This window comes from Streptomyces sp. NPDC102270, assembly GCF_044766405.1.
Lineage (GTDB): Bacteria > Actinomycetota > Actinomycetes > Streptomycetales > Streptomycetaceae > Streptomyces.
This window is the reverse complement of record NZ_JBIWLX010000015.1, coordinates 117,701-135,401: the sequence shown is the minus strand read 5'-3', so window position 1 is coordinate 135,401 and position 17,701 is coordinate 117,701. Positions and strand designations below refer to the sequence as shown.

Genomic DNA, 17,701 nt, shown 5'->3' with positions numbered 1-17,701 from the left:
CCATAGGACTGATCGGCCGATCAGGCATTCGGGGCAACTTGATCGCGCGTACAGGGCATTTCGCTGATATGGCGTCGGCACCCGACGGCTCACGCCGTGAGCGGTGCGAGGACGGCGATCGAGCCCTGCGCCACCGCGCACAGGGTCTCGGCGCCGCCGGCGTCCACGGTGCTCAGGTCGCAGCGGCACACCACGCGGGTACGGCCGGCCCGTACGACCCGGGCGCGGGCGCGCAGCAGCTCGCCGCGGGCAGGCCGCAGGAAGTCGATGGAGAAACCGGCGGTGGTCACCGCCGAGCCGGCCACCGAACCCGCCGCGAACGTGAGCGCGTTGTCCGCCGCGTAGCCGAGCACTCCGCCGTGCAGGGTGCCGTGCTGCTGGAGCAGGTCGCCGCGGATGTCGAACTCGAGGGTCGCCTCGCCCTCCTCGAAGGCCGTCAGCCGGGCGCCGACCAGCCTGCTGAAGGGCTGTGCCGCCAGAACCTTCCGGGCGAGCTCCAAGTCCAGGGTCCGATGCATGCCCACTCCTCACTTCGCTAGTGAAGTGAGACTGGCGCGGACCGGGCGCGTCTGTCAACATCGGCCCATGTCCGACCCCGACGACCAGCGTCTCTACTTCCTGCTCCAGCGGGCCGCACACCGCCTGCGCACCGCCGCCGACCGGCGCTGCCTGGCCGCCGCGGGGGTCACCACGGCCCAGCTGGGCGCCCTGTTCGCCGTGCACGACGAGCCGGGCATCACCCAGCAGGGGCTCGCCCGCACGCTCGGACTGCGCGAGTCGGCGGTGACCGGGTTGGTCGGACGGCTGACGGCGGCGGGTCTCGTGGCCAAGGAAGCGCACCCGAGCGAACACCGGGCCGTCGTACTGGAGTTGACCGGCACAGGGACCGAGGCACTGCGCGCCGCCCAGCCGGAGATCGACCGCTTCAACGCGGAACTGCGCGAGGTGCTGGGCGACGAAGGCTTCACCGGGGCGGCGACGGCCATGCACCGGCTCGCGTACTGGGAGTCCTGAGGCGGACCCCCGGTCTCCTGTTCGCCTCAGCCGTCGCGTTCGGCCCCGCACGAGCTGCCGTTCGGCGGCAGGCTGCCGTACAGCAGGAAGTCGTCGACCTTGCGGTGCACGCACTTGGAGGAGCCGTAACCGGTGTGGCCTTCGCCCTTGTTGTCGAGGACCACGGCCGAGTCGCCGAGGCGCTTCGCGGTCTCCACGGCCCAGCGGTACGGCGTCGCCGGGTCGCCGCGGGTGCCGACGAGCAGCATCTTCGGCGTGCCGACGTCATGCACCTTCTCGCGGATGAAGTCGGTGCCCTTCGGGCGGCCGTAGCACAGGAGGTACTCGGTGAGCCGGTAGCGGCCGAAGACCGGGGACGCCTTCTCGTAGGCGGCACGCAGCCGGATCAGATCCTTGGTGATCCGGTCGGCGCCGGGGCGGTCGGGATCGTCCGCGCAGTTGACCGCCATCAGCGCCGCCGGAAGATTGTCGAGCGGTACGTCCTCCACGTCGGAGAGGGGGCTGTGGGTCGGGTCGTCGGAGGGCGGCCGGGCGCGGGTGAGGAAACCGGAGCCGCCGCCCGCGAAGGCGAGCACTCCGGTGGTGTCGCCGTCCTCGACCAGTTCGGCGAGCGCCCGCTCCAGTGAGGGCCACAGGTCCTCGCTGTAGAGGGCCTGGCTGATGGCGCCCACGAGGTCCTGGCCGGTGAAGGCGGGGCCGAAATCCGTCGGCACCGGGTCCTCGTCCAGTGACGCCACCAGTCGTACGACCTGCTCCCGGGCGCCGCGCGCGTCGGTGCCGAACGGACAGCCGATGTCCTTGACGCACCAGTCGACGAAGTCCTCCAGCGCCGTCTGCTGCCCGGCGGCGCCCGCCACACCCTGCTCGGACAGCGGCTCGGTGAGGGTGTCCACACCGTCCAGCACCAGCCGGCCCACCTTGTCCGGGAACTGGGCCGCGTACACCGCCCCGAGCCGGCTTCCGTAGGAGAAGCCGAGGTAGTTGAGCTTCTTGTCACCAACGGCCTGGCGCATGATGTCCAGGTCGCGGGAGGCGTTCACCGTGCCGATGTGGCGGAGCACCGGTCCGGAGTGCTCGGCGCACTGGGCGGCCGCCTTCCGCAACCGCCCGAGCACGGTCCGCGGATCCTGGGCGACGGCCGTCTCGTCGTTGGTGGCCGCCAGCGCCTCGTCGGTGCCCGCGCCGCAGCTGACCGGCGAGGACCTGCCCACGCCGCGCGGATCGAAGGACACCACGTCGTACTCGTCCGTGAGGCCCATGAAGTCGTCTCCGCCGGCCGCGAGTCCGGGCACGCCGGCGCCGCCGGGGCCACCGAAGTTCAGCAGCACCGAACCCCGCTTGTGCTCGGCCGTGGACCGGTAGCGGGCGAGTGCCAGGTCGAGGGTGCCCGCGCGGGGCTTCGCGTAGTCGAGGGGAACAGTGACCTTTCCGCACTGCAGGTCGTCGGGGGTCTCCATGCCCACGCACTTCGACCACTTGATCTTCTGGCGGTAGAAGGGCGACAGGTCCGGTCCGGAGCCGTCCGCGGCCACGGCCGGCAGTCCGGCGCCGAGCAGGACCAGCCCCACGGCTCCGGACAGAGCGCATCGCCGCCTCGTCACCTTGGCGAGCATCCATGCCTCCAAGGACGCCCATCGGCGCCCTCCGATCACGATAAGCGGCCCTCCGGCGGACCGCCTCCGGACGAGAGGGATCACGGAATGCGCCCTGGCCCGCCGGCGTGATGCCCATGGGCCTGGTGTGCCAGAAGTTCGACAAGCATTCGCTGGGCTCGCTGCGTCAGCCCTGGTGGAACCGGCGGTGCAGGAGTTGTACACGCTCCGTCAGCTCGGGCACCGGGCCCTCCACGACCACCTGAGGGGCCACGTCGTTGACCGGCAGGGTCCGCACCGGTGGCGCCGGCACGCCCAACTCGTCCAGCCACTCGGCGAGTTGTGCGGACCAGGCGACGTACACGATGCGTCCGAGGCCGACCCGGGCGTGCGCGGCGGCGCACATCGGACAGTGCTCGCCGGAGGTGTACACGGTGGCCGCGGCCCGCTCCCCGGGGGTCAGGTGCGCCGCCGACCAGCGGGCCAGCTCGAACTCGGGGTGCCGGGTGCGGTCACCCGGAGGCCACGCGGTTGTGGTCTTCGGCGAGGATCTCACCGGCGGCGCTCACCAGGACCGATCCGAACGGTTCGGCCCCGGCCTCCAGCGCCTCGGCGGCCAGATCCACGCGGCGGCGCAGATACGGCAGTTCTGTGTCCTTCACGACCATGACACGAGCCTGGGATCATCGCCGCTTCGGCGGAAACGCGTTTCGCCGGCCCACGGCGACCACCCCGAGCGCGACCAGCACCAGCGGTAGAGCCGTCCAGGGCAGGGCGCCCGCACCCAGGCCCTCCAAGACCATTCCGCCGGTCAGTGAACCCGCCGCGATCCCGGCGTTGTACACCGTGGTCTGCAACGACGTGGCCGCGTCCGCGCGCTCCGGGCCCGAGGCGTCGACCAGCGCCGTCTGGATCAGCGTCGGAGCGCCCCCGAAGGCGACGCCCCACGCGGCGACCGAGACCAGCAGCACACCCGGCACCCCGGCGGCGAGCCCCAGCACGAGCATCACGGCCGCGCACAGCCCCAGCGCCCCGAGAAGGGTCGGCCGCGGATGGCGGTCCACCAGCAGCCCGGTGAGCCAGATGCCCGCCACCGTCGCCGCCCCGAACACCAGCAGGACCACTCCCGTACGGCCGAAGCCGGCGTGCGCCGCGAACGGGGCGACGTACGTGTACATCACCTGGTGCCCCACCAGGAGGAACAGCGTGACGGACAGGACGGCCGGGACGCCCGGCAGCGCGGCGACCCGGACGAGCGGCACGCGCGCGTGCCGCGCCTCGCCGGGGAAGCCGGGCACCCGCCACCGCACCCAGCCCACCAGCAGCACCGCGAGCCCGGACAGCAGCCCGAACGCCGTGCGCCAGCCCACCGCCCCGGCCAGCGCCGTGCCGGCCGGGACGCCCAGGGACAGGGCGAGAGTGATCCCGGCGAGCACGATCGCGATGGCCCGGCCACGCCGCGCGGCCGGCACCATCCGTGCCGCGTACCCGGCGAGCATCGCCCACAGTGTTCCGCCCGCGCACCCGGCCACCAGCCGGGCGGCGAACGTCAGGGGGTACGACGAGGACAGCGCCACGGCCGCGTTGCTCACCGCGAAGCAGAGCAGCGCCCCGACGAGCACCCGTCGGCGAGGCAGCCCGCGCAGCAGGGCGGTGAGTGGGATCGCGGCGGCGAAGGACGCGGCCGCGTACCCGGTGACGAGGAAGCCGATCCGGGCCTCCGGGACACCCAGAGCCGGGGCCATGCGGGGCAGCAGTCCCGCGGGCAGCAGCTCGGTCAGCACCGCGGTGAAGGCGGCCGTGGACAGGGCGAGGAGCCCGGACCACGGCAGCGGGGCGGGCGCGGGCGGGGCCGTGCCCTTGGCCGGGGAGATGGTGGACATGCGACCATGCTCGGACCTTCACATCAGTGTGAAGGCAAGGGCGACCCGGGAGCGTCATGAGGATCGGTGAGCTGTCCCGCCGTACGGGAGTCCCCACCAGGCTGCTGCGTTACTACGAGGAACAGGACCTGCTCCACCCCGAGCGGGCCGACAACGGCTACCGCGCCTTCGGTGAGGCGGCGGTCCGGGACGTCCAGCAGATCCGCGGGCTGCTGGACTCGGGCCTGACCACGGAGATGATCCGTACGATCCTGCCGTATCTGTCGGGGCCGGAGGAGATCCTGCTGCCGCCCGAACACCTGACGCCCGAGACGGCCGCCCTCCTGGAGGCCCACGTCGACCGCATCCAGGCCCGGATCGACTGCCTGGCCCGCAACCGCGACCGGCTCAGCGGCTACCTGGCGTCGGTGCGCGCGGCGGACGGGCGGCCGTAAACGCCATTGCCGCGGGGGCCTCCGGGTGATGAAGTGGGCACATGGATCATGTTGCGGTACTCGCCCTCTTCGACCGGAACATGCGCGAAGGCGCCCAGCCGGACGGCCCCGGCGCACGTGTGGAGCGGGTCGGCAGGGTGGTCCGCCAGGTCGCCGCCGAGCACGGCTGGAACGGCGTGGTCTGGTCCGACCTGGACGAGGCGAGTGCCGACAGGGCGATCGCCGAGCAGATCGCGTACTACACGGGGCTCGGCCTGGAGTTCGAGTGGAAGCTGTACGGGCACGACCTGCCCGTCGACCTGGGTGAGCGGCTCAGAGCGGCCGGGTTCACCCCCGAGCCCGAGGAGACGCTGATGATCGCCGAGGTCGCCGACCTCGTCCTGGACGCCGAACCGCCCGAGGGGATCCGCTTCCTCCCGGTCACCGACCGGGCGGGCGTCGACCTCGTGGCGGACGTGCACGAGAAGGCCTTCGGCACCGACAGCTCCCGGCTGCGGCACCAGCTGCTGGCCCGGCTCCGGGACGACCCCGACACCGTGGTCGCGACCGTCGCGCTCGCCGGTGACGAGCCGGTCAGCGCGGCCCGCATGGAGCTGGTGCCCGGCACCCGTTTCGCCGGCCTGTGGGGCGGCGGCACCGTCGAGGGCTGGCGTGGCCGCGGCATCTACCGCGCCCTGGTCGCCCACCGCGCCCGCGCCGCCGTGGAGCGTGGCTACCGCTACCTCCAGGTCGACGCGCTGGCCACGAGCCGCCCCATCCTCGAACGCCTCGGGTTCAAGCCGCTGACGATCACGCAGCCGCACGTGTACCGGCCGTAGTGCCCGGCGGCGGCCGGGATGTCACGCCCGGGGCCGTTTGATCCGTCGCACCGGTATGACGACGAACCAGAACCGGAGCATCCTCCTCGCCGGCGCGAGCGGTGTCCTCGGCCGCCACATCGCCGGGGCCCTGACCGACGCGGGCCACAAGGTCACCGGACTCGGCCGGGGTGAGGGCAATGCCGTCCGCGCCGACCTCATGGACCGTGACGCCCTGCTGCGTGCCGTGGACGGACAGCACTTCGACACGGTCGTCCACGCGGCGACCGCCCTGCGCAAGCCGCCCGTGCGCCACCGCGACATGTACGCCACCGACGCCCTGCGCATCGAGGGCACCGCCCACCTGATCGAGGCGGCACGGGCCACCGGAGCACGCCGCTTCGTCACCGAGTCGATGGTCTTCGGATACGGCTACGGCGACTTCGGCGACCGTCCGATCACCGAGGACGACGACTTCGGCCCGCGCGGCACCGACCCGGAGCTGGAGCGGCACCTCGCCGGCATGCGCACCAAGGAGGAACTCACCTTCGGGGCGGCCGGGCTGGAGGGCATCGCACTCCGCTTCGGCCTCTTCTACGGCCCCGGCGGCACCGAAGCCCTCCTGCCCCTGCTGCGCAGGCGCAGCCTGCCCGCCCCCGCCGACCACGGCCGGGTCCTGCCCTGGGTGGAACTCACCGACGCCGCCCGGGCGGTGGCCGCCGCGGTCGAACACGGGCGCCCCGGGCAGGCGTACAACATCGCGGACCGCACGCCGATGGGCTTCCGTGCCCATCTGCTGTGCGTGGCCGAGGAGTTCGGGCTGCCGAAGCCGATGTCCGTGCCCCGGTGGCTGACCAGGCCGATGGCGTACGCGCACACCATGTTCTCGACGAACATGCGGGTCTCGGCGCGCAAGGCCGAGCGGGAACTGGGGTGGACGCCGGTGTACCCCTCCGGCCGCGAGGGCCTGGCCGCACTGCGGGCCGCCACGATCCGGTGATCACAGGTCGAGCCGGCACTCCACGGCCCGGTGCGTCGGCAGGTATCCGAGGGAGTCGTTGACGGCGAGCATCGGCTTGTTGCTGTCCGCGGTGTCGGTGCACAGCCCGGACAGCGTCGGGTGCCGTTCCAGGGCGTGACGGATCGCCGCGGCCTTCATCCAGCGAGCGAGGCCACGCCCACGGTGTTCGGGGAGCACGGCGGTGCCGTAGTGCTGACCGTCGCCCAACCCGTCGCCGGGCACGACCAGTTCGGAGAACCCGACCACGCCGCCGTCCGCCGCGTCCACGACGGCGACGGTGTGCAGCAGCTCGCCGCGCCGCGCGACGGCCTCCGCGGCCGCGACCACGCGCTCCACGTCCCAGACGACCCTGCCGAAGTCGGTGCCCTCCATCGGCATGTCGTCCATCGCCCGCCGCGAGTCGGCGAACGAGCGCGCCAGCGCGTCGGGCACGGTGCCCTCCCACTCGGTCAACCGGTAGCCGGGGTAGGGCAGTTGGAGGAGTGCGTCGATGGTGGCACGGTCGACGTCGGCCAGCGTGAGCCGAGCGTACGTGAGCGCCAGGACCTGCCGGAAGCCCCGTGCGGCCAGGAACAGATCGGCGGGGGAGCCCTGTACGGCCTGGGCGATCACCGACCGTCGCCGCTCCGCCTTCGCCGCTTCCACTGCGGCCTGCAGAAGCCGGGTTCCGATGCCCTGCCGCCGCTCGGCGCCGTGCACCGCGAGCTGCAGTTCGGCGAGGTGCTCCTGGCCCTGCTTCGTGAACAGCCGCAGGAAGGCGGATCCGAGCGGCACACCGTCCTCCCCGGCGGCCAGCCAGGCCAGCCGGCGGCTGGAGGCGGCGGGCCGGGGATCGGCGAGCGGGGTGATGTCGAAGGACAAGCGGGTCTCCGTCACGGAGGAGGGGCGGCGGGCGCTTGAAGCCTGCCGTCGGGCTCCGGCGTCCGCAACGGGATTTGCCGCCGTGGGACCCACACGCACGGCGGCGCGCCGGAGGCTCCGGCGCGCCGCACTCTGGCACGTGCTGGGGGCGCTCTGCCCGTGAGGCCGTCAGCGGCGCGCCTTCGACCGGTCCAGCGCCGCCACTCCGAGCGCGGCGAGGGCGATCTGGATGAGCCACTCGACCCAGTCGACGCCGTTGGTGTCGGCCACCCCGAAGGCCGCGGCGATCGCCGAGCCGATCAGCGCGGCCACGATGCCGACCAGGATGGTCAACAGGATTCCGATGCGCTGACGGCCCGGCACCACGAGCCGGCCCAGGACACCGATGACGATGCCGATCACGATGGCACTGATGATGCCGCTGACTTCCATCTCCGCCCCTTTTCCGATGAGCAACGATGCACTCCGGATGCCCGCCGGAGGCGTCGGCAGTCAGGCTGTGTCCCAACCGTCGGTCAACACCGGGTCAATCCTCGTCGGGAGGGCCGGACGGTTCTGTGCAGGCCCTTGGATGTCATGTACGGTCCAAATTGATCGTGTGTCTATGCGCGTAGTTCCCGTCCCGCATCGCCCTTCCCCAACTCCTCACGGAGGTATGCCGGATGCCCGGACTCACCCTTCCCCGCCACAGACTCGGCGCGGTCCTCGCCGGAGTCACCCTCCTCGCCGCAGGTGTGGCCGTACAGGCCACCGCGACCCCCGCCGCCGCTGCCACCCCGCACCGGATCCTCTTCGACAACGCCCACGCCGAGACAGCCGGAAACGCGGACTGGATCGTCTCCACCAGCCAGCCCGACCCCCTCGGACAGGACTCCTCGCCGTCCGCCGAGACCGACTGGACCGGCGCCCTCTCCTCCTGGGGCGTCGCCCTGCAGAAGACCGGCGACTACAGCCTCAAGACCGCGACGAGCGCCCTCACCTACGGCGGCTCCTCCGCCACCGACCTCTCGAACTTCGACACCCTGGTCCTGCCCGAACCCAACACGCTGTTCACGACCGCCGAGAAGACGGCGATCATGACCTTCGTGAAGAACGGCGGCGGCCTCTTCATGATCTCCGACCACACCGGCGCCGACCGGAACAACGACGGGGAGGACGCGCTCGAGATCCTCAACGACCTGATGAGCAACAACAGCGTCGACTCCACCGACCCGTTCGGCTTCTCCATCGACTCCCTGAGCATCAGCTCCGACTACCCGTCGGCCATCAGCGACAGCAGCAACCCCGTCCTGCACGGCTCCTTCGGCACGGTCACCAAGAGCCTCATCGCCAGCGGCACCACGGCCACCCTCAAGCCCGCCGACAACGCGAACGTCAAGGGCCTGCTCTACCGCACCGGTTACTCCGGCAACACCGGCGCCTTCTTCGCGACGAGCACCTTCGGCAGCGGACGCGTCGCCTTCTGGGGCGACAGCTCACCCATCGACGACGGCACCGGCCAGTCCGGCAACACCCTCTACGACGGCTGGAACGACTCCGGCGCCACCAACGCGGCCCTCGCCCTCAACGCCACCGAGTGGCTGTCCGGCGGAAGCGGCAGCGGCGGCGGGGACGGCGGCGGCGGTTCCACCTGCACGTCGGCGCAGCTCCTGGGCAACAACGGCTTCGAGTCGGGCAGTTCGACCTGGGCCGCGAGCAGCGGTGTGATCACCAACTCCGGCAGCGAGTCCGCCCGCACCGGCTCCTACTACGCCTGGCTCGACGGCTACGGCTCCGCGCGCACCGACACCCTGTCCCAGTCGGTGACCGTCCCCTCCGCGTGCACCACGGCCACGCTCAGCTTCTACCTGCACGTCGACACCGCCGAGACCTCCACCAGCACCGCCTACGACACCCTCAAGGTGCAGGTCCTCAACAGCTCGGGCACGGTACTGAGCACCCTGGCCACGTACTCGAACCTCAACGCGGCCTCCGGCTACACCCAGCGCAGTTTCAACCTGGCGGCCTACGCGGGCCAGACCGTCACTCTCAAGTTCACCGGCACGGAGGGCTCCACGCTCCAGACGTCGTTCGTCATCGACGACACGGCACTGAACGTCAGCTGATCCCGGCCGGGACCCACCCGGTGGCGGCCGGCACCTCGGCCGCGATGTCGATCACCGTGCGCCCGTCGTCGAGCAGCGACCCGTTCGTCCCTTCCGTCCCGCGGCGCGACACTGGACGCCGTAACCTTCGAAGGCACACCGCAGGGGTGCGATGCCCGGGGAGGCGGTCGGAGATGGAGGAGTCGGTGCTCGGCGGCGGCGCGGTCAACCGGGTCGTCCGGGTCGGAGACACCGTGCGGCGCCCGCCGTCCGAACGGTCCGGCTTCGTGCGGGAGTTGCTCGCCCTGTTCGAGAGGGCGGGCTGGCCGGGGGCGCCGCGGTTCCTCGGCGTCGACGAACTCGGCAGGGAGACCTTCGGTCATATCGAGGGGCGGGCCGCCGTGAGCCCGCGCGAGCGCGCCGCGGTCCGAACCGACGAGGCCCTCACGGAGGTTGCCCGACTCGTCCGCGTCTTCCATGACCTGACCCACGGAACAGCGCTCGCCGGGGACCGGGACGTCGTCTGCCACAACGACCTCGCACCGAAGAACACCGTGTACGCCGCCGGGCGGCCCACCGCGTTCATCGACTGGGACCTGGCCGCTCCGGGCGAGCGAATGCACGACCTCGCCCACGTGTGCTGGCAGTACCTCGACCTGGGGCCGGACGTGGCGGACGTAGGGGAGACCGCCCGCCGTATCCGGCTGATCTGTGATGCCTACGGCCTCGACCGGCGGGACGGGTTGTTGGACACGGTGCTGTGGTGGCAGGACCGGTGCCTGCGGGGGATCGAGGCGGGCGCGCTCCGGGGCGAGCGGGCCATGGTCCGGCTGCGCGAGCAGGGAGCCGTGGACGAGGTGCGGGCCGCGAAGGAGTGGGTGGCGGGTCACCGGCGTGAACTCGGCGCCTTCCTGGGGTGAGTGCCGTCGGGACCGGCCCTGGCGTCTCCTGTGCCGAGGGAGCCGCTACGGCCTGGGGGCGCTCTTAGCCGCCGTGACGGTGCACATCAGCCCCAGGAGCACCGCGAGGGCGCCGATGATGATGTTGTTCAGCGCCACACCGGCGTCGGAGCTGTCGCCGACGACCCAGGGAGCGATGATCATCCAGATACCGACCGCCCACGACGAGGTTGTGGGTCACGAGGGCGGGCCGGCTCGTCGTGTAGTGGAGTATCCAGGGGGACACGGCACAGTACAGTCGACCCGACCGCGGCTGGTGCGGTGGCTGAGCAAGGTCAGAGACTTGCGTCGGTTCTGCGTCGTATAGTCGCTCCATGAGTGGGACCAGCCTCACCACAGGTGCCCTGGCCCGGCGGCTGGGGGTGTCGCCCACCACGCTGCGCTCCTGGGACCGCCGCTACGGCATCGGCCCCGCCGTCCGCACCGACGGCCGGCACCGCCGCTGGACCCCGCGGGACGTCGCCGTGCTGGAGGCGATGTGCCGGCTCACCGCCGCGGGTGTGCCGCCCGCCGAGGCGGCCCGCGCGGCCAAGGAGCAGGGCGGCGGCGCGGGCGTGCCGAGGACACCGGATCCCGCGGCCGGCGCACGGTCCCGGGCGGCCGGCCCGCTCCCCCTGGGCGATGTGCGCCAGGAGTGCCGTGGTCTCGCCCGCGCAGCCGTACGCCTCGACGCGCCCGCCGTGGAGGAGCAGTTGACCGCGGCGGTCGAGACCCACGGCCTCGCCGTCGCCTGGCAGGAGGTGATGGTGCCCACGCTGCACGCGGTGGGCCGCAAGTGGGCCTCGTCCGGAGACCGTTACGTCGAGGTCGAGCACCTGCTGTCCTGGCACATGTCCACCGCGCTGCGCCGCCGCACCCGCCCCCCGGCCCGACAGGGCGACCCGCTCGGCCCCGGGCCGGTCGTGCTGGCCTGCGTCCCCGGTGAGCAGCACACACTGGCGCTGGAGGCGCTCAACGCCGGCCTGGGCGAACTGGGCGTGCCCACCAGGATGTTGGGGGCCGCCGTACCCGCGGAGGCGCTGACCGCCGCGGTGGACCGGCTCGGCCCCGCGGCCGTCGTCCTGTGGGCGCAGGCCCGCTCCACGGCGAGCCTGCCGCTGGCCCGGCACATCGCCGACGCCCAGTGGGGGGTGAAGGGCGCCCGCAGAAGGCCCGTGGTGATGCTGGGCGGGTCCGGCTGGCTCGGCCGCTCCGCCCCCGGAATGCTGCGGCCGACGGCCTTCGAGGACGCCCTGGACGCCCTGGCCCGCCTGTACACGGCTGAAGCGCCTCCGATATCCGGCTGACCTCAGTGGCGTCCCGGCCGTCTCCGGCGCCCCGTCGGCCTCAGCCTCGGCCGCGCGCCCGCTTGAAGCGGGCCAGTCCCTCGGACAGGTCCACGATCGGATCCGGGTAGTCCGGCGCGGCGCGGTCCAGACCTCGCAGTTTCCACGGCTCGTGCACCAACGGCCCCTCCAGCGCGGCAAGTTCGGGCACCCAGCGGCGGACGTACGCGCCGTCCGGGTCGTACCGCTTGGCCTGGGCGACCGGGTTGAGGACCCGGTTGGGGCGGGTGTCGGTGCCCGTCCCCGCCATCCACTGCCAGTTGAGCTGGTTGTTGGCGAGGTCCCCGTCCACCAGCAGGTCAAGGAAGTGCCGGGCACCGATCCGCCAGTCCACGTACAGCGTCTTGGTGAGGAAGCTCGCGGTCAGCAGGCGGCCGCGGTTGTGCATCCACCCTTCGTGCCGCAGCTGGCGCATCGCGGCGTCGACGACCGGGTAGCCGGTGCGGCCCTCCTTCCACGCCGCGATGTCGTCCGCGGCGGTCCGCTCGGAGCGCCAACTGTCGTGCTGTGTGCGGTAATCGGCGGCGGCCACGGCAGGGCGGGCCGCGAGCACCTGCCGGTGGAAGTCGCGCCAGGCGAGCTGCCGTACGAAGGCTTCCGCGCCCGGACCGCCCGCCCGGCGCGCCCGGTGGACGAGCTCCACGGGGGAGAGGGTGCCGAAGTGGAGGTGCGGGGAGAGCCGGGAGGTCGCGTCGCCGGCCAGGTCGTCGTGACGGTCCTCGTACCCGGCGAGCCCGACCCGCAGCCAGGTGGCGAGCTGCTTGCGGCCCTGCGTCTCACCGCCCTCGGCGAGGCCTTCCGAGAGCCCGGTCAGGCCGGCACGGGACGGCAGCGGCTCGGATGCCACGCCGTCGGGGACCCGCACGGTCCGCGGGGCGGTGAGCGGGTCCCGCAGCCGCTCCTGGGACCAGCGCCGGAAGTAGGGCGTGAAGACGGCGAAGTGGTCCGAGACGGCCGGGACCACCACGCCGGGGGCGACGGCCGTGGTCACCGTGTCGTGGACGTGCAGCCGCACGCCCTCCGCCTCCAGGACCCGGCGCAGCCGCTCCTCCCGCCGGTGGGCGTGCGCGCTGACGTCGGACGCCATGTGCACCTCGTCGGCGTCCGCCTCGGCGGCGACCTTGCGCACCTGGTCGACGAGGTCGCCGGAGCGCACCACCAGCCGGCCGCCGCGCTCGCGCAGACCGGCGTCGAGGTCGCGCAGACAGTCGGCGAGGAACGCCAGCCGGTTGGGCGCGGCGAACCCGGCGGCGTCGACGGCCCGGTCCCGCACGAACAGCGGGACGACCCGCTCGGTGCCGTCGAGCGCCGCCGTGAGGGGCGGATGGTCGTGCAGGCGTAGGTCGCAGGTGAACAGGACGACCGAGATGCTCATGGTGCGTACTCCGGGGGTGCGGAAGGGAGCCGGAAGGTCAGGGGACCGGGAGGTGCTTCGGATCGCGGGCCGCCGAACCCGCCGCGGCCCGGGCGATGTTGCGGGCCATGCCGCCGAAGACGACCGCGTGGAAGGGCGAGACGCTCCACCAGTAGGCATGGCCGAGCAGACCGTGCGGATGGAACAGGGCACGCTGCCGGTAGCGGGTGCCGCCGTCCTCGCCGGTCGTGACTCCCATCTCCAGCCAGGCAAGGCCCGGCAGCCGCATCTCGGCCCGCAGCCGCAGCAGCCGGCCGGGCTCGATCGCCTCCACCCGCCAGAAGTCCAGCGAGTCGCCGACCCGCAGCCGTGCCGCGTCCCGGCGCCCCCGGCGCAGTCCGACCCCGCCCACCAGCCGGTCCAGCAGGCCCCGTACCGCCCACGCCAGCGGGAAGGAGTACCAGCCGTTCTCACCGCCGATGCCCTCGACGACCCGCCACAGCGCCTCGGGCGGGGCGTCGACCTGCAGCTCCCGGTCGTCGCGGTAGAGGCTCCCGCCGGCCCAGTCGGGATCGGTGGGCAGCGGATCGCTCGGGGCTCCGGGCACAGACGCCGACGACCACCGGGTGGTGACGCGCGCCTCCCGCACCCTTTGCAGAGCCAGTCGTACGGCGTCGTCGAAACCGATCGCAGGGGCGGGCGGGCCGGAGAGGTGGCGGGCGATGTCGTGCTCGTGGCAGACCACCTCGTGCCGCAGGGACTCGGTGAGCGGCCGGGCGATCGAGGCGGGCACCGGCGTCACCAGGCCCACCCAGTGACTGGACAGCCCGGGGGTGAGCACCGGCACCGGAAGGATGATCCGGCGGGGGAGCCCGGCGACCGCCGCGTACCTGAGCATCATCTGCCGGTAGGTGAGAATCTCCGGCCCGCCGAGGTCGAAGGCCCGGCTCACGTCCGACGGCATTCGGGCGCTGCCGACGAGGGCCCGCAGCACATCGCGGACCGCCACCGGCTGGATGCGGGTGTGCACCCAGCTCGGGGTGACCATCACGGGAAGGCGTTCGGTCAGGTACCGCAGCATCTCGAAGGAGGCCGAACCCGAGCCGATGACGACGGCCGCCCGCAGGACCGTGGTCGGGACCCCGGAGCCCAGCAGGATGCGGGCCACCTCGGCGCGGGAACGCAGGTGCGGGGAGAGCTCCTGCTCGGGCACCCCCGCCGGGGTGAGTCCGCTGAGGTGCACGATCCGCCGCACGCCCGCGATCCGGGCCTGCTCGGCGAAGATCCGCGCGGCCCTGCGGTCGGTGTCCTCGAAGTTGCTGCCGGAACTCATCGCGTGCACCAGGTAGTACGCCACGTCCACCCCGTCCAGGGCCCGGGCCACGGACGCGGCGTCCGTCACGTCACCGCCCACCACCTCGGCCCGGCCGGCCCAGGGGTGGTCGCGCAGCCGGTCGGGTGAACGGGCCAGACACCGTACGCGGTACCCCGCGTCGAGCAGCTCGGGAACCAGACGCCCGCCGATGTATCCCGTCGCACCGGTCACCAGACAGCGCGGTCCCTCGCGCGTGTCGTCCTCGTCCATCGCTTGTCGGCCCTTCCTGTCGCCCCCTGTGATCACTTCTCCCGCCGGACCTCGTTCGGATGCGGGACCGGACCACGCGACCGGAACGAAAACACCAGGGCGTGCACATGTGCGCTCGAATCCCGGGCAAGCGGACTGGTACGAGACGGTTCGTCAGCGATGTTGGAGGTGTCTGCCGCTATGAGCGCGAAGGTGTTGGAGCGGTTCCCTGCAGGAGCTCCGCGCGGATCGTGGCCGGCAGAGGAGTACGCCGCGCAAAGGCGTGCGCAGGGTGAACCTGCGACCGTGGTGATGGACATCCAGTCCGACGCGTTCCTCGTGGTGGTCCCGAGCCGCGACGAGGACTGACACCCGGCCTCAGAGGGAGCTCGGCAGCGTCCCGCCCAGCTGCCGGGCCCGGCGCACGAACACCTCGTGCAGGTCCCGCGCCGCCCGCGGCACGGACTCGGCCCTGCGGCGCTGAAGCATCAGCAGCACCCGGGTCGTGTCGCCCTCGATCGGCCGGTGGGTGATCGTGCCCTGACGTGAGCGCAGCGAATGGGGGTCCCCCCGGCCGGAGGCTGGGGGAGGATCCGCGACCACGCTGAAGTCGGGAAGCACGGTCACCCCCAGCCCCTCTGCCACCATCAGCTTTCCCATCTCCGCCCCGTCGGTGGAGTACGCGAAGGACGCGTCACGCCCGTCCAGCAGCCGGTGCACGAAGCGGTGCATGACATAGCCGGTGCGCATGGCGATCAACGGCTGGGAGAGCAGATCGTCCACCGGTACACACGTCCGCGCGGCCAGCGGACTGTCCGGGCCCAGGCACACCACCTGCCGCCCGTGCAGGAGCTGTGTCGACTCGAAGCCGGCCGGTGTGTCGTCGCCGTCGAGATGGTTGGCCAGCCCGAGATCGAATCCGCCCTCCGACAGGGCCCGGTGGATGTCGCTCTGCTGGGCGCCGACCACCTCGACCTGGGTGACGGGATGCGCGGCCCGGAAGTTCTCGACCGCCGGGAGAGCAGCGGCACGGTCGCCGCGTTCACCGTGCCGACGCGGACCATACGGCTGATGCGGTGCTGTTCCCCCGCCGCCGACCGCAGCCGGTCCACCGCCTCCAGCACGCCGACGATGTGCGGCAGCAGCTCCCGGCCCTCCGCGCTCATCGTCGCCCCGGACCGTTTGCGCTCCAGCAGGTCGACCCCGAGCTCGCGCTCCAGGTTCCGCACGGTCTCGCTCAACGCGGGCTGCGACAGGCGCAGTTCCTCCGCCGCCCGGCGCAGTGAGCCGAGCCGCGTCACCGCGGCGATGTATTCCAGCTGTTCCGTCCGCATGCCCCGAAGAACGCGGGCCATTTCCCGCCCGGTTCAAGGGTTTCCCTGTCACACGTTCGTGAAATTCAATGGTCCGCGATACGAGACCGGTCGGGTTTGCCTTGACGCCTCTCGCCACCGGCTGTCACGATCGACGACATGAAGATGCGACTGGACCTCACGCGGCGACGCCATGTCGACCTCGCGCGCGTCTCCAGCGCCTCCTGTTGCGCCGCGGCCTGATCAACCTCCCTCCGATCCGCCGCGCCTCTCCCTCTTTCGAGGGTTCTTTCGAGAGTTTCCACGCCTGAATTCCGTGCGCCCGCGCACCCCTTGAATTCGGCGTGCCCGAAAACATTCCGCAACAGGAGTCACACATGCCTGCCGCGCCCGTGAAATTCGCCTACTGGGTCCCCAATGTCAGCGGGGGACTCGTCACCAGCAAGATCGAGCAGCGCACCGACTGGGGCTACGACTACAACCGCGAACTCGCCGTCCTCGCCGAGAACAACGGCTTCGAGTACGCCCTCAGCCAGGTCCGCTACATGGCCAGCTACGGCGCCGAGTACCAGCACGAGTCGACCAGCTTCAGCCTCGCCCTGCTGCTCGCCACCCAGCGCCTGAAGGTCATCGCCGCCGTCCACCCCGGCCTGTGGCATCCCGGCGTCCTCGCCAAGCTCGGCGCCACCGCCGACCACCTCTCCAAGGGCCGCTTCGCCGTGAACGTCGTGTCGGGCTGGTTCAAGGGCGAGTTCACCGCCCTCGGCGAGCCCTGGCTGGAGCACGACGAGCGCTACCGCCGCGCCGAGGAGTTCATCACCGCCCTGCGGAAGATCTGGACGGAGGACCACGCCGAACTCGCCGGTGACTTCTACCGGTTGCGTGACTTCTCCCTGAAGCCGAAGCCCCTCAACACCGAGGAGCGGCCGCATCCGGAGATCTTCCAGGGCGGCAACTCCACCGCCGCACGTCAGATGGCCGGCCGGGTCTCCGACTGGTACTTCTCCAACGGCAAGGACTTCGACGGGGTGGTCGAGCAGCTCACCGACGTCCGCAAGGCCGCCGCCGAAGTCGGGCGCACCGCACCGAAGTTCGGCCTCAACGGCTTCCTCATCGCCCGGGACACCGAGGCCGAGGCCCGCGACACCCTCCGGGAGATCGTCGCCAAGGCCGACAGCGAGGCCGTCGAGGGCTTCGGCGCCGCCGTGAAGCAGGCCGGACAGTCCACCGGCGACAAGAAGGGCATGTGGCAGGACTCCAGCTTCGAGGACCTCGTCCAGTACAACGACGGCTTCCGCACCGGCCTCATCGGCACGCCGGAGCAGATCGCCGAGCGGATCGTCTCCTACAAGAAGCTCGGCGTCGACCTCCTCCTGCTGGGCTTCCTGCACTACCACGAGGAGGTCGAGTACTTCGGCAAGCGCGTACTGCCGCTCGTGCGTGAGCTGGAGGCCCAGCTTCCCGAGTCCACCCCCGCCCAGGTCTGAGGAGGTCACCGAG

17 protein-coding genes and 3 pseudogenes are annotated in these 17,701 nt (G+C 72.0%); 10 read left to right on the top strand and 10 right to left on the bottom strand.

Annotated features, from left to right (window positions below):
- Positions 1–89: 89 nt before the first annotated feature.
- A complete protein-coding gene (locus ACIRP7_RS30560; RefSeq protein WP_393601562.1) occupies positions 90–518 on the bottom strand; it encodes a PaaI family thioesterase in 429 nt (142 codons plus the stop codon).
- A 67-nt stretch (positions 519–585) separates the two neighbouring features.
- Between ACIRP7_RS30560 and ACIRP7_RS30555 the strand changes: the two genes are divergently transcribed.
- Positions 586–1,014: a MarR family winged helix-turn-helix transcriptional regulator gene (locus ACIRP7_RS30555; RefSeq protein WP_403665746.1), complete on the top strand. Its 429-nt coding sequence runs from the start codon at positions 586–588 to the stop codon at positions 1,012–1,014.
- A gap of 26 nt (positions 1,015–1,040) precedes the next feature.
- Here ACIRP7_RS30555 and ACIRP7_RS30550 read toward each other — a convergent pair whose 3' ends face one another.
- From ACIRP7_RS30550 to ACIRP7_RS30540, 3 genes and pseudogenes are all read right to left on the bottom strand, one after another.
- Positions 1,041–2,627 carry an alpha/beta hydrolase gene (locus ACIRP7_RS30550; RefSeq protein WP_403665745.1) on the bottom strand — a complete coding sequence of 529 codons (1,587 nt, stop codon included), beginning with the start codon at positions 2,625–2,627 and terminating at the stop codon, positions 1,041–1,043.
- A 166-nt stretch (positions 2,628–2,793) separates the two neighbouring features.
- Positions 2,794–3,274: pseudogene (locus tag ACIRP7_RS30545) on the bottom strand (nucleoside deaminase).
- A 15-nt stretch (positions 3,275–3,289) separates the two neighbouring features.
- A complete protein-coding gene (locus tag ACIRP7_RS30540) occupies positions 3,290–4,489 on the bottom strand; it encodes an MFS transporter (protein ID WP_403665743.1) in 1,200 nt (399 codons plus the stop codon).
- 56 nt (positions 4,490–4,545) lie between these two features.
- Between ACIRP7_RS30540 and ACIRP7_RS30535 the strand changes: the two genes are divergently transcribed.
- The 3 genes from ACIRP7_RS30535 to ACIRP7_RS30525 are packed head-to-tail and all read left to right on the top strand — an operon-like array spanning position 4,546 to position 6,720.
- Positions 4,546–4,923: a MerR family transcriptional regulator gene (locus tag ACIRP7_RS30535; RefSeq protein WP_403665741.1), complete on the top strand. Its 378-nt coding sequence runs from the start codon at positions 4,546–4,548 to the stop codon at positions 4,921–4,923.
- A gap of 41 nt (positions 4,924–4,964) precedes the next feature.
- Positions 4,965–5,741, top strand: a complete 777-nt coding sequence (locus ACIRP7_RS30530; protein ID WP_403665739.1) for a GNAT family N-acetyltransferase — start codon at positions 4,965–4,967, stop codon at positions 5,739–5,741.
- A gap of 55 nt (positions 5,742–5,796) precedes the next feature.
- Positions 5,797–6,720, top strand: coding sequence for an NAD-dependent epimerase/dehydratase family protein (locus tag ACIRP7_RS30525; protein ID WP_403665737.1), 924 nt, complete (start codon positions 5,797–5,799; stop codon positions 6,718–6,720).
- On the opposite strand, the gene ACIRP7_RS30520 is transcribed toward ACIRP7_RS30525, so the two are convergent.
- Together ACIRP7_RS30520 and ACIRP7_RS30515 are read right to left on the bottom strand one after the other, a co-directional pair.
- Positions 6,721–7,602: a GNAT family N-acetyltransferase gene (locus tag ACIRP7_RS30520; RefSeq protein ID WP_403665735.1), complete on the bottom strand. Its 882-nt coding sequence runs from the start codon at positions 7,600–7,602 to the stop codon at positions 6,721–6,723.
- A 168-nt stretch (positions 7,603–7,770) separates the two neighbouring features.
- Positions 7,771–8,034, bottom strand: coding sequence for a GlsB/YeaQ/YmgE family stress response membrane protein (locus ACIRP7_RS30515; RefSeq protein ID WP_352386050.1), 264 nt, complete (start codon positions 8,032–8,034; stop codon positions 7,771–7,773).
- A 230-nt stretch (positions 8,035–8,264) separates the two neighbouring features.
- Between ACIRP7_RS30515 and ACIRP7_RS30510 the strand changes: the two genes are divergently transcribed.
- Together ACIRP7_RS30510 and ACIRP7_RS30505 are read left to right on the top strand one after the other, a co-directional pair.
- On the top strand, positions 8,265–9,707 hold the full coding sequence (locus tag ACIRP7_RS30510; RefSeq protein ID WP_403665733.1) for a hydrolase: 1,443 nt from the start codon (positions 8,265–8,267) through the stop codon (positions 9,705–9,707).
- Positions 9,708–9,880: 173 nt separating this feature from the next.
- A complete protein-coding gene (locus ACIRP7_RS30505) occupies positions 9,881–10,606 on the top strand; it encodes a phosphotransferase (RefSeq protein ID WP_403665731.1) in 726 nt (241 codons plus the stop codon).
- 45 nt (positions 10,607–10,651) lie between these two features.
- Here the strand turns inward: ACIRP7_RS30505 and ACIRP7_RS30500 are convergent.
- Positions 10,652–10,883: pseudogene (locus tag ACIRP7_RS30500) on the bottom strand (SPW repeat protein); the annotation flags it as partial.
- A 76-nt stretch (positions 10,884–10,959) separates the two neighbouring features.
- Between ACIRP7_RS30500 and ACIRP7_RS30495 the strand changes: the two are divergent.
- On the top strand, positions 10,960–11,931 hold the full coding sequence (locus tag ACIRP7_RS30495) for a MerR family transcriptional regulator (protein WP_403665729.1): 972 nt from the start codon (positions 10,960–10,962) through the stop codon (positions 11,929–11,931).
- Positions 11,932–11,971: 40 nt separating this feature from the next.
- On the opposite strand, the gene ACIRP7_RS30490 is transcribed toward ACIRP7_RS30495, so the two are convergent.
- Positions 11,972–13,345, bottom strand: coding sequence for a cryptochrome/photolyase family protein (locus ACIRP7_RS30490; protein WP_403665727.1), 1,374 nt, complete (start codon positions 13,343–13,345; stop codon positions 11,972–11,974).
- 37 nt (positions 13,346–13,382) lie between these two features.
- Positions 13,383–14,909 (bottom strand): SDR family oxidoreductase, encoded by a 1,527-nt coding sequence (locus ACIRP7_RS30485; protein ID WP_403665725.1) that lies wholly within the window; start codon positions 14,907–14,909, stop codon positions 13,383–13,385.
- A gap of 159 nt (positions 14,910–15,068) precedes the next feature.
- Here ACIRP7_RS30485 and ACIRP7_RS30480 point away from each other — a divergent pair, with 159 nt between their 5' ends.
- Entirely contained in the window at positions 15,069–15,257 is a 189-nt protein-coding gene (locus ACIRP7_RS30480) for a hypothetical protein (protein WP_352386039.1), read from the top strand.
- A gap of 9 nt (positions 15,258–15,266) precedes the next feature.
- On the opposite strand, the pseudogene ACIRP7_RS30475 reads toward ACIRP7_RS30480, so the two are convergent.
- Positions 15,267–16,222 (bottom strand): annotated as a pseudogene (locus ACIRP7_RS30475) (LysR family transcriptional regulator).
- Between the two features lie 138 nt (positions 16,223–16,360).
- Between ACIRP7_RS30475 and ACIRP7_RS30470 the strand changes: the two are divergent.
- Both ACIRP7_RS30470 and sfnG read left to right on the top strand, forming a co-directional pair.
- Complete coding sequence (locus ACIRP7_RS30470) at positions 16,361–16,444, top strand: putative leader peptide (RefSeq protein WP_350760414.1); 84 nt, start codon at positions 16,361–16,363, stop codon at positions 16,442–16,444.
- A 134-nt stretch (positions 16,445–16,578) separates the two neighbouring features.
- Entirely contained in the window at positions 16,579–17,688 is a 1,110-nt protein-coding gene (gene sfnG / locus ACIRP7_RS30465; RefSeq protein ID WP_403665723.1) for a dimethylsulfone monooxygenase SfnG, read from the top strand.
- The last annotated feature ends 13 nt before the right edge of the window (positions 17,689–17,701 follow it).

What these genes read in the sequence shown, in the direction of transcription:
- ACIRP7_RS30560 (WP_393601562.1), bottom strand. Translation starts at nt 518, where the DNA reads ATGCATCGGACCCTGGACTTGGAGCTCGCCCGGAAGGTTCTGGCGGCA.
- ACIRP7_RS30555 (WP_403665746.1), top strand. Translation starts at nt 586, where the DNA reads ATGTCCGACCCCGACGACCAGCGTCTCTACTTCCTGCTCCAGCGGGCC.
- ACIRP7_RS30550 (WP_403665745.1), bottom strand. Translation starts at nt 2,627, where the DNA reads ATGCTCGCCAAGGTGACGAGGCGGCGATGCGCTCTGTCCGGAGCCGTG.
- ACIRP7_RS30540 (WP_403665743.1), bottom strand. Translation starts at nt 4,489, where the DNA reads ATGTCCACCATCTCCCCGGCCAAGGGCACGGCCCCGCCCGCGCCCGCC.
- ACIRP7_RS30535 (WP_403665741.1), top strand. Translation starts at nt 4,546, where the DNA reads ATGAGGATCGGTGAGCTGTCCCGCCGTACGGGAGTCCCCACCAGGCTG.
- ACIRP7_RS30530 (WP_403665739.1), top strand. Translation starts at nt 4,965, where the DNA reads ATGGATCATGTTGCGGTACTCGCCCTCTTCGACCGGAACATGCGCGAA.
- ACIRP7_RS30525 (WP_403665737.1), top strand. Translation starts at nt 5,797, where the DNA reads ATGACGACGAACCAGAACCGGAGCATCCTCCTCGCCGGCGCGAGCGGT.
- ACIRP7_RS30515 (WP_352386050.1), bottom strand. Translation starts at nt 8,034, where the DNA reads ATGGAAGTCAGCGGCATCATCAGTGCCATCGTGATCGGCATCGTCATC.
- ACIRP7_RS30510 (WP_403665733.1), top strand. Translation starts at nt 8,265, where the DNA reads ATGCCCGGACTCACCCTTCCCCGCCACAGACTCGGCGCGGTCCTCGCC.
- ACIRP7_RS30505 (WP_403665731.1), top strand. Translation starts at nt 9,881, where the DNA reads ATGGAGGAGTCGGTGCTCGGCGGCGGCGCGGTCAACCGGGTCGTCCGG.
- ACIRP7_RS30495 (WP_403665729.1), top strand. Translation starts at nt 10,960, where the DNA reads ATGAGTGGGACCAGCCTCACCACAGGTGCCCTGGCCCGGCGGCTGGGG.
- ACIRP7_RS30490 (WP_403665727.1), bottom strand. Translation starts at nt 13,345, where the DNA reads ATGAGCATCTCGGTCGTCCTGTTCACCTGCGACCTACGCCTGCACGAC.
- ACIRP7_RS30485 (WP_403665725.1), bottom strand. Translation starts at nt 14,909, where the DNA reads ATGGACGAGGACGACACGCGCGAGGGACCGCGCTGTCTGGTGACCGGT.
- ACIRP7_RS30480 (WP_352386039.1), top strand. Translation starts at nt 15,069, where the DNA reads ATGTTGGAGGTGTCTGCCGCTATGAGCGCGAAGGTGTTGGAGCGGTTC.
- ACIRP7_RS30470 (WP_350760414.1), top strand. Translation starts at nt 16,361, where the DNA reads ATGAAGATGCGACTGGACCTCACGCGGCGACGCCATGTCGACCTCGCG.
- sfnG (WP_403665723.1), top strand. Translation starts at nt 16,579, where the DNA reads ATGCCTGCCGCGCCCGTGAAATTCGCCTACTGGGTCCCCAATGTCAGC.